Source organism: Cupriavidus sp. UME77 (assembly GCF_014170355.1).
In the GTDB taxonomy this organism is placed as follows: Bacteria; Pseudomonadota; Gammaproteobacteria; order Burkholderiales; family Burkholderiaceae; genus Cupriavidus; species Cupriavidus basilensis.
This window is the reverse complement of record NZ_LZZU01000005.1, coordinates 103,690-115,532: the sequence shown is the minus strand read 5'-3', so window position 1 is coordinate 115,532 and position 11,843 is coordinate 103,690. Positions and strand designations below refer to the sequence as shown.

The 11,843-nt window shown below is 67.5% G+C and carries 8 protein-coding genes; 6 read left to right on the top strand and 2 right to left on the bottom strand.

Features of this window, described 5'->3' with window-relative positions; genetic code table 11:
• Positions 1–92: 92 nt before the first annotated feature.
• Both A9975_RS01695 and gnd read right to left on the bottom strand, forming a co-directional pair.
• Entirely contained in the window at positions 93–1,055 is a 963-nt protein-coding gene (locus A9975_RS01695; RefSeq protein ID WP_183031119.1) for a chemotaxis protein, read from the bottom strand.
• A 204-nt stretch (positions 1,056–1,259) separates the two neighbouring features.
• Positions 1,260–2,297, bottom strand: coding sequence for a phosphogluconate dehydrogenase (NAD(+)-dependent, decarboxylating) (gene gnd / locus A9975_RS01690; protein ID WP_183031118.1), 1,038 nt, complete (start codon positions 2,295–2,297; stop codon positions 1,260–1,262).
• Between the two features lie 532 nt (positions 2,298–2,829).
• Between gnd and A9975_RS01685 the strand changes: the two genes are divergently transcribed.
• The 6 genes from A9975_RS01685 (at position 2,830) to A9975_RS01660 (ending at position 11,791) form a co-directional block, all read left to right on the top strand.
• Positions 2,830–4,080: an MFS transporter gene (locus tag A9975_RS01685; RefSeq protein ID WP_183031117.1), complete on the top strand. Its 1,251-nt coding sequence runs from the start codon at positions 2,830–2,832 to the stop codon at positions 4,078–4,080.
• Between the two features lie 483 nt (positions 4,081–4,563).
• Complete coding sequence (locus A9975_RS01680) at positions 4,564–5,268, top strand: MgtC/SapB family protein (protein ID WP_043354534.1); 705 nt, start codon at positions 4,564–4,566, stop codon at positions 5,266–5,268.
• Between the two features lie 27 nt (positions 5,269–5,295).
• The gene (locus A9975_RS01675) at positions 5,296–5,652 is read left to right on the top strand and encodes a hypothetical protein (protein ID WP_043354532.1); all 357 of its coding nucleotides are present in this window, start codon (positions 5,296–5,298) and stop codon (positions 5,650–5,652) included.
• Between the two features lie 464 nt (positions 5,653–6,116).
• Positions 6,117–7,283 carry an efflux RND transporter periplasmic adaptor subunit gene (locus A9975_RS01670; protein ID WP_183031116.1) on the top strand — a complete coding sequence of 389 codons (1,167 nt, stop codon included), beginning with the start codon at positions 6,117–6,119 and terminating at the stop codon, positions 7,281–7,283.
• Positions 7,276–10,416, top strand: a complete 3,141-nt coding sequence (locus tag A9975_RS01665; RefSeq protein ID WP_183031115.1) for an efflux RND transporter permease subunit — start codon at positions 7,276–7,278, stop codon at positions 10,414–10,416. Before A9975_RS01670 ends, A9975_RS01665 begins: the two co-directional genes overlap by 8 nt.
• A 10-nt stretch (positions 10,417–10,426) precedes the next feature.
• The gene (locus A9975_RS01660) at positions 10,427–11,791 is read left to right on the top strand and encodes a TolC family protein (RefSeq protein WP_183031114.1); all 1,365 of its coding nucleotides are present in this window, start codon (positions 10,427–10,429) and stop codon (positions 11,789–11,791) included.
• Positions 11,792–11,843 lie beyond the last annotated feature (52 nt).

Genomic DNA, 11,843 nt, shown 5'->3' with positions numbered 1-11,843 from the left:
CGAACGGGCCAAAGCCGCCCGCCATGACGACGGCTGTCTCTCCCGCTCCCACAAGTGGGAGCGGGAGAGACAGCAAACCAAGGGACAAAGAATCAACGTGCCAGCACGCCCCGGATCGTATCCGCCAGGTCCTTCGCCAGGAACTTCGACACGTAAGCATCGGCCCCCACCTTGCGCACGTGGTCTTCGCTGGCCGTCCCGGACAGCGAGGAGTGGATCACCACCGGGATCGACTTGAAGCGCGCGTCCGCCTTGATCTTGCGGGTTAGCGTGAAACCGTCCATCTCGGGCATTTCCAGGTCGGTCAGCACCAGCGCGATCTCGTCCTGCACCGTGCGGCCGTTGGCGGCGGCGTGATCGGCGATCTCGCCCAGTTGCTGCCAGGCTTCCTGGCCGGTCTTGGTCATCAGCACCGGCACGCCCATGGCCTTGAGGCCTTGCTCGATCAGGCTGCGGGCAAAAGCGGAATCGTCGGCGGCCAGGATCTTGGTGCCGGGGCGCAGCTGCAGTTGCGGCCCGACCGTCTTGGGGTCCACTTCCGGCTGGCGGGTCGGCAGCACGTCGCGCAGGATCTGCTCCACGTCCAGCACCTGGACCAGGCGCGGGTTCGCGGGATCGGCCTCGTTATGGAGCTTGGCGATGCTGGTCACCATATCGCCCCGGACGCTGGTCTCGGCCGAGACCACCTGGTTCCACTCCAGGCGCACGATTTCTTCCACGGCTTCCACGGCAAAGCCTTGCGTGGAGCGCGCGTATTCGGTCACCAGCAGGATGTTCAGGCCGGTGCGCGGCGTGCTTCCCACCATCTTGGGCAGGTCGATCACAGGAATCACCTGGCCGCGGATATCTGCCATGCCGAGCATGGCCGGGCCGCCGCCGACCACGGTCGTGACCTGGGGCATTACCAGGATTTCGCGGACCTTGAAGACGTTGATGCCGAACAGTTCGCTCTGCGCGGACTGGTCCGACTCGCCCAGGCGGAACAACAGCAACTCGAACTGGTTGTTGTTGGTCAGGTTGGTCCGTTCGTCGATGTCTCTCATCGAGCTGCTCATACGCTTCCTTTGTCCCCGCAATGTGCGGGCTCGCTGCGCGGTGTTGATCGTTTCCCCGGGCCCGGCATCGCCGCGTGGCTCCAGCGGTGCTTAGCGCTGGAGCGGCGCGCTGCAATGACGGGCCACTGCTCCGGCTAACGGCCAATCTTTGGGGAAATTTAGCGGCAACGCGGCAAAGGACTGACGAATTCGCGCCCCACCCCACTAAAGTGCGGAATCAGGCAGGCTGGCGGGGCGGCTGGCGTGCGCCACACCGGACTCCCCGCCGCCATGCTCTTCCACATGCCCGCCAAACCCAAAGCGCATGGCCGAGAGCAGCCGCTCGCCATAGGTGTGATCCTGCCGCGAGCGGAACCGCGCAAACAACGCGCTGGCCAGCACCGGCACCGGCACTGCCTGTTCGACAGCCGCGTCGATCGTCCAGCGCCCCTCCCCGCTGTCAGCGACTTCCCCCGAGAAACGCGAGAGCTTGACGTCACTGGCGAGCGCCTGCGCGGTGAGATCGAGCAGCCACGAGGACACCACGCTGCCACGCCGCCACACCTCGGCGATATCCGCCAGGTCGAGCTCGAAGCGCTCGGCCTCGGGCAGGCTTTCGGCGGCCTTGGTCTTGAGGATGTCGAAGCCCTCGGCGTAGGCCTGCATCAGGCCATACTCGATGCCGTTGTGGACCATCTTCACAAAGTGGCCCGCGCCCGCCGGCCCGGCGTGGATGTAGCCGCGCTCGGCGCGGGCGTTCGCGGGATTGCGCCCCGGCGTGCGCGGGATGTCGCCATAGCCTGGCGCCAGCGTATCGAACAGCGGATCGAGGCGGCCTATGACCTCCTGCTTGCCGCCGATCATCAGGCAATAGCCGCGCTCCAGGCCCCAGACCCCGCCCGAGGTGCCCACGTCCACATAATGCAACTGGCGCGCCGCCAGTTCGCCAGCGCGCCGGATATCGTCCTTGTAGAAGGTGTTGCCGCCGTCGATGATGACGTCGCCAGGCTCGAGCAGGTCCGCCAGCGCGGTGATCATCTGCTCAGTGGTGTCGCCTGCCGGCAACATGACCCAGATCGCGCGCGGGGCGGCCAGCTTGCCAACCAGCGCCTCGATGCTGGTGACGCCGACGGCACCGTCCGCCGCCAGGGCCTGCACCTTGTCGGCGCTGCGGTTGTACACCACCACTTCGTGCTGCGCGCGCAGCAGCCGCCTTGCGATGTTCGCGCCCATGCGCCCGAGCCCTATGATTCCGAGTTGCATATCCGGTCCTCTCACTGAGTCATTGGTGATGAAACTGGTGACGAAACTGGTGGCGAACCCTGCTGCTGCCACGAGGCATTGTCTACCTCTCCGAGCGCACTTGCACAGGCCTCGCTGCCCTCGTGAACGTGCCACTTAGTGCACTTCAGCCTGACCTGCCACGCGTTCGGGCGCACTCGGTGGGCTAAATTCCGCAACCCGGATTTACACCAACTAAACGGGCGCTTAAAATCGCCCAGCCAGCAGCGGCGGACTTGCATACGACCGGGCGGCTCCGATTTCACCGGCCAGACTCTGGGGACACAGGCCGGCTAACCGCCCCCTAGCCATGTCCCTGCTCATGCTGCCAGCCCACCGCCTGCGCCCCGCCGTATTCATCCGCCGCCTCGAGTAGCGCCCGCATCACACCTTCGCTACCCGCTTCGCATTCGCCCCAAGACCGCACTATCCCGCGCGCCCCCAGCATGGCGCGCCACGGTTCGTTGTCCGGGCTCTGCGCTTTCAGCGCCAAGACACTCGCCTTCGCATCGCCATGTCCGCAAACAGCACGACCCTCGCCACCCCGGAATCCGGGGAACACCAGCAAGGCAGCATCAACCGGCGCATCGTCGCCATCGTCTTCTTCAACTTCATTGCCTACCTGACGGTCGGCCTGCCACTGGCGGTGGTGCCCGGCTTTGTCCACGGCGATCTTGGCTATGGCACGGTCGTGGCCGGGCTGGCGGTCAGCATCCAGTACCTGGCCACGCTGCTGAGCCGCGCCTACGCCGGCAACCTGTGCGACCTGCAGGGCCCCAAGAAATCCGTCACGCTCGGGCTCACGCTGGTTGCCGCCAGCGGGTTGTTGGCCGTGGTGTCCAGCCTGTTCGTGTCGATCGGGTGGCTTAGCCTGGCGTGGCTGTTTGCCGGGCGGCTGATGCTTGGCGCTGGCGAGAGCCTGGTGACCACCGGCACCATTGCCTGGGGCATTGGCGACGTGGGCGCCCGCCATACCGGCAAGGTGATCTCGTGGAATGGCATGACCACCTACGGCGCGCTGGCGCTGGGCGCGCCGGTCGGCGTGCTGCTGGATGCGCGCTGGGGCTTTGCCTCGCTGGGCATCGTCACCACCGTCATGGCCCTGGCCGCGTTCATGCTGGCCCGGCGCAAGGCAGCGGTGCCCACGGTAAAGGGCGCGCGCATGCCGTTTCGCACCGTGTTCCGCCACATGACGCCGTTTGGCCTGTGCCTGGCGCTGGGCTCGGTGGGCTTTGGCGCCATCACGGCCTTTGTCACGCTGTACTACGCCAGCCACGGCTGGGACCATGCCGCGCTGGCGCTGACCAGCCTGGGCGTGAGCTTTGTGGTGGCGCGCCTGCTGCTGGCCGATAGCATCGGCCGCTTTGGCGGCTATCGGGTGGCGCTGTGCTCGTTTGCCGTGGAAGCCGCCGGCCTGGCCCTGATCTGGCTTGCGCCGACACCCGCGCAAGCGCTGATCGGCGCCGCCGTGACCGGCTTTGGCTTTGCCTTGGTGTTCCCGTCGCTGGGCATGGAGGCGGTCAAGCTGGTGCCCCAGAGCAACCGCGGCTCCGCGCTCGGCGCCTATGCGCTGTTCCTTGACCTGGCGTTGGGGCTGACCGGCCCGGTGGCCGGCGTGATCGCCAGCCATGCGGGCTATGGCTCGGTGTTCCTGTTCTCGGCGGTGGCGGCGCTGGGCGGGCTGGGCCTGAGCCAGGTGCTGGCGGCGCGATCGCGGCGCGCTGCCGTGCCGACGCCGACGCCGACGCCGACGCCGACGCACTGACTATCTCAACGCGCCAATATAGCGGCACGCCGGATGAGGCCGCGAGATATTCCGATGCGATGAAAGAATTCGGGAATTTCCTGATCTATTTTCAGACTTGTCCGATTGATTTTCAGGCGATCTACATGCATTCGACCGTCAATATCGATGAATCGCAGGCATCCGCCGTTTTGTGCTTGACCCATTCAACTTGCGCCGCTACAGTACGCGGGTTCTTAATTCCAGGGCTACCCAGTGAGCACTTGTTCCGACGACAGTAGTCGATCCAGGATCGGCACCTCCGCCTGACGGGCCACGGTATCCCTAGCGACCGTGCCCCGCTTGCGGCACGGTGCTTTCGAGGCCGGACGTCCTGTCCCGCTTCTCTTCTTGAATACGGCTTCATTCTTCTGATCGCGCCTGCGTTGCAGCACGCCGCTGCCTGCGCTTGCCCGCGATTTGCACAAGGCTCACCGGTGCCTCCTGCTCAATTCGGGAGTTCTCATGGTGTGGCACGAATTTGCCCTGCGCTTGCTCGAAGCGCTAGCGCTGGGCGCTTGCATCGGTACCGAACGGCAGCTGCGCCAGCGCATGGCGGGGCTGCGCACAAACGCGCTGGTCGCCGCCGGCGCGGCCTTGTTTGTTTCGGTTTCCGCCTTTACGTTTGACCCGCAGGGGCATGCGCGCATTGCCGCGCAGGTCGTCTCGGGCATCGGCTTTCTCGGCGCCGGCGTGATCATGCGCGACGGCCTGAACGTGCGCGGCCTGAATACCGCTGCCACCCTGTGGTGCTCCGCCGCGGTCGGCGTGCTCGCCGGCCTTGGCCATGCGCTGGAAGCCGCCATCGGCACCGCCTGCATCCTGTGCGCCAACTTTGGCCTGCGCATGCTGGGCCAGCGCATCAATCGCAACGGCACGGCCACCGCGCCGGAAGTGGAGATGGTTTATCGCATCACCACGGTATGCACGGCCCAGGAAGAAATCCGTGTGCGCGGCTTGCTGCTGCATGCGCTGACCGAAATGCCCGCCCTGCTGCTGCAGTCGCTGCACAGCGAGGACACCGCCGCTGGCGGGCACATAGAAGTGCGCGCCGATGTGCTGGCCGCGCCCGGCAATGAAGGCAAGCTGGAGCAGATCGTCAGCCGCATCAGCATGGAGAAGAGCGTTTCCCTCGTGCGCTGGGCCATTCCGGCCGGCGCGCTCGAATAACCCCAAGGAGAAGGAAAGGAGCTGGATATGCGTTTGTTCAACTGGATGCTCCCCCAGGCCCCCAACCGCCGCGCCGCCCAGGCGGGCCGCGGCACAGCCGCCCAGCTGTTCCAGGTGGTGCTGCTCTGCAAGGACGACTATGGCGCCCGGCTGGAGCAGCAGATCCGCCAGGAGCTGGCCGCGCGCGAACTCTCGCTGCAGCGCCTGCGCACCCGGCAGTGCGAGCGCCGCGAGCTGGTCGAGATGCGCGTGCTGGTGCATTGCCAGCCGGGCGGCAGGCCCGGCATGGTCAAGCTGGTGCAGCGCCTGGGCCTGGAGCCGCTGGTTCGCGCCGTGCGCTGGGAAACCGTGCCGCAGCCCGAGCGCGCGTTGGCCGCTGCCTGAGCGCAAGGCCCCGCCCGCCAAGATCCACCCTGATTGCCTGAGGAAAGACATGGACCCAGACCCTTCTAGTAGGCAGCGCCGAAGGCACGGCGTGTTCCAGCTGGCCTGATTCCGCTTCCGGCATCCTGCCGGAGCCGCGGCAGGCTACCTGGACCCGCCAGGCTCCCATTGCGTTTCGCGCCGTCCCGGCCGCGTGCGCGCCGGACCCGCCCCGCCTTCCGCGCCGCCTCCCCCCGTTAGCAAAGCGGGCGCTTTCGCCCATCACCGGTTACCTGCGTGCATTTGCCAGCCCGCAGCGCCGGGGATGCGTCACGCCTGTCGAATCCTGTCGACCGTGGATCCTGAACCTGCGATTGCGCTTTGCGTTTTGCGCTTTGCGATTCCACCGACGACGCACCGGCAACAAGCGGTGCCCCTGTCCTGGCTGCCGCCACGGCAAGTGCACCGACCGAGGAGAAAAAACCATGCAAACGCCCATCACCCGCCAACGCTTGCCGCTGCGCCGGCAGCCAGGCCTTGCGCTCGCCGCCGTCTGCGCGGCATGTCTCGCGCTGGCCGGCTGCGATGGCGCGAGCCTGTCCGGCGCCCACGCCAACACGCCCAAGCCCGGCACCGAACCGGTCCGCGAGGGCAACTTCATCACGGTGCCCGAGGCATCGCCATTGCGCACCCAGTTGCAGGTGCAGACGCTCGTCGAGCAAGCGCTGGAGCGTCCCATCGAGGTACCGGGCTCGATCGAGCCCGATGCCGCCAAGCTGGTCAAGATCGTGCCGCCAATGCCCGGGCGCATCGTCCGCCTGCACGCTGCCCTGGGCGACACCGTACGCAAGGGAGACCCGCTTCTCACGCTGGACTCCGCCGAGCTGAGCGCGGCGCAGGGTGAGGCCAGCAAGGCGCGCGCGGCGCTGCTTGAAGCCAAGCTCAACCTGGACCGCCAACGCACCCTGTTCGAAGCGGAAATCGCAGCACGCAAGGATTATGAACAAGCCCAGCTGGCCTACGCGCAAGCCAACAGCGACGCCGTGACCACGGCCGCCCAGCTCGCGCAGCTTGGCGCCGGCACCGCGCCGCAATCGCACCGCCAGTACACCATGCACGCGCCGCTGGCCGGCCGGGTGATCGAGCTCGAAGGCGCGCAGGGCGGCTTCTGGAACGACAACGGCGCGCCGGTCATGACGGTAGCGGATCTGTCCACGGTCTACCTCGCGGCCAGCGTGTCGGAGAAAGACATCGCCTCGATCTTCGTCGGCCAGCCCGCCGAAATCCTGCTCAACGCCTACCCCGGCAAGCCCGTGACCGGCAAGGTCCGCTACATCGGCGAGATCCTCGACCCCGACACCCGCACCGTGAAAGTCCGCGTGGCCATCGACAACGCGGACGGACGTTATCGCCCAGGCCTCTTTGCCAAGGTGATCTTCGCGGGAGAAAAGCACGCGGCACTGCTGGTGCCGCCCACCGCGCTGCTGCAAAGCGGGCTCTACACGCGCGTGCTGGTGGAGAAGGCCCCGCTGCGCTTCGAGCCGCGCGTGGTCACCACGGGCGCGCATGCCGACGGGCAAGTCGAGATCCTCGCCGGGCTCAAGGCCGGCGAACGCATCGTCGTGAAGAACGGAGTGCTGCTACATGATTGACCGCCTCGTCACCCTATGCTTCAACCGGCGCGCCATCGTCTGGCTGGTCTTTGCGCTGGTGGCGCTGTACGGCGCCTACAGCTGGAAGCAGCTGCCCGTGGAGGCCTATCCGGACATTGCCGACGTGACATCGCAGATCGTGACCCAGGTGCCAGGCCTCGGCGCGGAGGAAATCGAGCAGCAGATCACCATCCCGCTGGAGCGCGCGCTGCTGGCCACCCCCGGCATGCATGTGCTGCGCACCCGCAGCCTGTTTGCGCTGTCGCTCATCACCGTGGTGTTCGAGGATGGCACCGACGGCTACTGGGCGCGCCAGCGCCTGCAGGAACGCCTGAACGAGGTCGACCTGCCCTACGGCGCCAAGCCGGGGCTGGACCCATACACCTCGCCCACCGGGGAGTTCTACCGCTACACGCTGGAGTCCACGACGCGCGACCTGCGCGAGCTATCCGAGCTGCAGACCTGGACCGTGATCCCGCGCCTGAAGAAGGTGCGCGGCGTGGTCGACGTGACCAATTTCGGCGGGCTCACCACGCAGTTCATGCTGGAACTCGACCCGGCGCGGCTGACGCAGTACAACCTGACGCTGACCCAGGTCACCGAGGCGCTCAACGCCAACAACGTCAATGCGGGCGGCAGCGTCATCGACCGCGGCGAACAATCGTACGTGGTGCGTGGCGTGGGCCTGCTGCGCTCGCTCGACGACATGGGCAACGTAGTGGTCACGAGCAAGGACGGCACCCCCGTGCTGGTCAAGGATCTTGGCACGCTGCGCTACGGCAACGTGGAGCGGCGCGGCATCCTGGGCAAGGACGACAACCCCGACACGATCTCCGGCATCACGCTGCTGCTCAAGGATTTCAACGCGTCGGAAGCACTTGCGGGCGTGCACGAGGCGGTGCGGGATCTGAACGACAACCTGCTGCCCAAGGACGTCAAGGTGGTCGCCTACCTCGACCGCACCTCGCTGATCGACGCCACCATGCGCACAGTGGGCTTCACGCTGACCGAAGGCATGCTGCTGGTGGGCATCGTGCTGCTGCTGTTCCTGGGCAGCCCGCGCGCGGCCCTGATCGTGGCGCTGACGATTCCGCTCTCGCTGCTGATCGCCTTTGTCTTCATGTATCACCTGCGCATCCCGGCCAACCTGCTGAGCCTGGGCGCGATCGACTTCGGCATCCTGGTGGATGGCGCGGTGGTGCTGGTGGAGAACATCCTGCGCCGGCGCGAGCAGGACAAGGACCGCGCGCTCACCCCGCGCGACGCCATCGAGGCCACCTTGCAGGTGGCACGGCCGATGTTCTTCGGCATGCTGGTGATCGTTGCGGCCTACCTGCCCTTGTTCTCCTTCGAGCGCATCGAGTACAAGCTGTTCTCGCCGATGGCGTTCGCCGTTGGCGCGGCGTTGATCGGCGCCTTGATCGTTGCGCTGGCGCTGGTGCCGGGGCTGGCCTGGATTGCCATGCGCAAGCCGCGCCACGTGTTCCACAATCCTGTGCTGGACTGGCTGGGCGTGCGCTACCGCGCCGCGCTGGAGCGCGGCATTGGCCGCATCCGCTGGGTGGCCGCCAGCTGCGCGCTGGCGCTCGCCTGCGTGCTGGCGCTTGGCGCCACCATCGGGCGCGACTTCCTGCCGTACCTGGACGAAGGCTCGCTGTGGCTGCAGGTGCAGATGCCGCCCGGCATCACCCTGGAGCGCGCCTCCGACATGGCCAGCGAGCTGCGCCGGGTAACCCGCGAGTTCCCGGAAGTCGCCTACGTGGTGACGCAGACCGGCCGCAACGACGACGGCACCGACTACTGGACGCCCTCGCATATCGAGGCCAGCGTCGGCCTGCATCCATACAAGACGTGGGCCTCGGGCATGACCAAGCAGCAACTGATCGACAAGCTGGCGGCACGCTACGCGCAGATGCCAGGCTACTCGGTGGGCTTCATGCAGCCGATGATCGACGGGGTGCAGGACAAGCTTTCCGGCGCCCATAGCGACCTGGTGGTCAAGGTGTTCGGCGAGAACCTGGGCGACGTGCGCCGCATTGCCGGCGAAGTGGCCACCACGCTGCGCGGCGTGCCCGGCGCCGCGGATGTGGCAATCGACGTGGAGCCTCCGCTGCCCAACCTGAAGATCGACCTGGACCGCGCCGCCGCCGCGCGCTACGGCATCAACGCGGCCGACGTGGCCGAGCTGATCTCCACCGGCATCGGTGGATCGCCGGTTGGCCAGCTCTATGTGGGTGAGAAGAGCTACGACATGACGGTGCGCTTCCCGCCGGCCGTGCGTGCCAGCGCATCCGGCGTGGGCGACCTGATGCTGACCGCGGCCAATGGCGCCAAGGTGCCGCTGGCGCAGGTCGCACGCATCACCACCGTGTCAGGCGAAAGCGTGATCGTGCGCGAGATGGCGCGCCGCCACATCATCGTGCGCCTGAACGTGCGCGACCGCGACCTGTCCGGCTTCCTCAAGGAGGCCCAGCCCGCCATCGAGCGCGCCGTGTCCTACGACCACAAGCGCATCCAGATCGAATGGGGCGGCCAGTTCGAGAACCTGGAACGTGCGCAGGCGCGCCTCGCCATCATCCTGCCGATGACGCTGGCGCTGATGTTCGTGCTGCTCTTTGCCGAATTCCGCAACCTGCGCCAGCCGGCGCTGGTGCTGCTGGCGGTGCCCCTGGCTACCATCGGCGGCCTGGCTGCGCTGCATCTGCGCGGCATGACGCTGAACGTGTCCAGCGCGGTGGGCTTTATCGCCCTGTTTGGCGTCGCCGTGCTCAACGGCGTGCTGATGATCTCGCAGATCAACCGGCTGCGCGCGCAGAACGGCTTGAGCCTGCGCGAAGCCGTGATCGAAGGCGCGGCAAGCCGCATGCGTCCGGTGCTGATGACCGCCACCGTGGCCGCCATCGGGCTCACCCCGGCAATGCTGGCGCGAGGTCTCGGCAGCGATGTGCAGCGTCCGTTGGCCACCGTGGTGGTAGGCGGGCTCTTCACCGCCACCTTGCTGACCCTGCTGTTGCTGCCCGCCCTTTACTACCTGGTCGAGGCCCGCGCCGAGCGCGCGGCGCAAGCGGCCGGGGAATCGGAAACCGATGCCGAAGGCAACGCACCGGCGACCAGCGCCGCCGGCCAGGCCTGAGGAGAATCCCATGCAAATCAAAGACAAGAACTTGCCAGCGGCACCCGCCCTGCGCCACCTCGTCCTGGCAACATCCATGCTGGCGGCATCCGCATCCTGGGGGCAGGACGCACAGGACACGCCCGCCGCCGCCACGGCCCGCGCACCGGTCCGCTTCGCCTCCTATCTCGACACGGTGGAGCGGCACAACATCGGCCTGTCCGCGCAGCAGGAAACCATCCGCGGCGCCCAAGCCGAGATCTCGATCGCCGGCGTGCGCCCGGACCCGGTGCTCAAGTACGGCCGTGGCAACATCGAGACCAGCCGCGCGGTGTCGCCCAAGCCGCCGCGCACACATGAGTTCGAAATCGAGATCCCCATCGAGCTGGGCGGCAAGCGCGGCGCGCGCATCCGCGCCGCCCAGAGCAACCTGCGCCTGACCGAGGCAAACCTGCAGGGCTTCAAGCACGCGCTGTACCAGGAATCCGCCACCGCCTTTGTCGAAGCCTGCCGCAGCCGCGAGGCCCTGGTCCGGCAGGAATCGACGCTGTCCGCCCTGTCCAATGTGGTGCGCGCCAACGAGATCCGCCGCAAGGCGGGCGACATCGGTGGCCTGGAGCTGTCGCAGTCGCGGGTCGAGCGTGACCGCTTCACCGCCGAGGTGAAATCGGCGCGCGCCGCCGCGCAGGCCGCCATGCAAAAGCTGTCCATCCAGCTTGGCGTGCGCGTGGCCGAGGCCTTCGGCAACGCGCCGCTGGCTTGCGAGTTCCAGCCCTACGATCCCGGCACCGACAGCGGCGCGCTGATCGCCCAGGCGATGGAGGCGCGCGACGAGGTCCGGATCGCCCGCGCCACGCTGGAGAATGCCCGCGACAAGTCAGGGCTGGCGCGCGCCAACCGCTGGGTGGATCCCAGCGTGAGCTTCGCGATGACCATGACCCCCGGCGTGCGCGGCACCACGGACGACGAGGGCCAGCCCAACGGCGACGGCGCGGCGCGCTCGCGCATGCTGGGCGTGTCGGTATCGATTCCCCTGCCCTTGTCGCGGCTGCAGCGCGGCGAGCTGATCCAGGCGGAGTCGGAGGTCACGCAGGCCATGCTGGCGCTGCGCGAGGCCGAGCTGAAAACCGAGGTCGACGTGCGCAACGCGCTCACCGCGTTCCAGGCTGCGCAGGACAACCTGCAGCGCTACCGCGACTCGGTGATCGCCGATGCCGACCGGGTGCTGGACGGCATGCGCCAGTCGTACCGCCAGGGCTCTGCGTCGCTGCTGGAACTGCTCGATGCGCAACGCACCGCGGACGAAACCTACCTCGACTACCTCCAGGCCCAGGCGGACCTGGCGGGCGCCACGGTGGAGCTGCAACTTTCCACCGGCTTGCGGCCCGCGCTTTAAAGGCCCGGTGCGCCCCGGCCACGGCCGGGCGCACCAAACGCTTCGATTGCCT

Excerpts from the sequence above, each read along its gene's own strand:
- gnd (WP_183031118.1), bottom strand. The coding sequence starts at position 2,297 with ATGCAACTCGGAATCATAGGGCTCGGGCGCATGGGCGCGAACATCGCA.
- A9975_RS01660 (WP_183031114.1), top strand. The coding sequence starts at position 10,427 with ATGCAAATCAAAGACAAGAACTTGCCAGCGGCACCCGCCCTGCGCCAC.
- A9975_RS01680 (WP_043354534.1), top strand. The coding sequence starts at position 4,564 with ATGGTGTGGCACGAATTTGCCCTGCGCTTGCTCGAAGCGCTAGCGCTG.
- A9975_RS01675 (WP_043354532.1), top strand. The coding sequence starts at position 5,296 with ATGCGTTTGTTCAACTGGATGCTCCCCCAGGCCCCCAACCGCCGCGCC.
- A9975_RS01695 (WP_183031119.1), bottom strand. The coding sequence starts at position 1,055 with ATGAGCAGCTCGATGAGAGACATCGACGAACGGACCAACCTGACCAAC.
- A9975_RS01665 (WP_183031115.1), top strand. The coding sequence starts at position 7,276 with ATGATTGACCGCCTCGTCACCCTATGCTTCAACCGGCGCGCCATCGTC.
- A9975_RS01670 (WP_183031116.1), top strand. The coding sequence starts at position 6,117 with ATGCAAACGCCCATCACCCGCCAACGCTTGCCGCTGCGCCGGCAGCCA.
- A9975_RS01685 (WP_183031117.1), top strand. The coding sequence starts at position 2,830 with ATGTCCGCAAACAGCACGACCCTCGCCACCCCGGAATCCGGGGAACAC.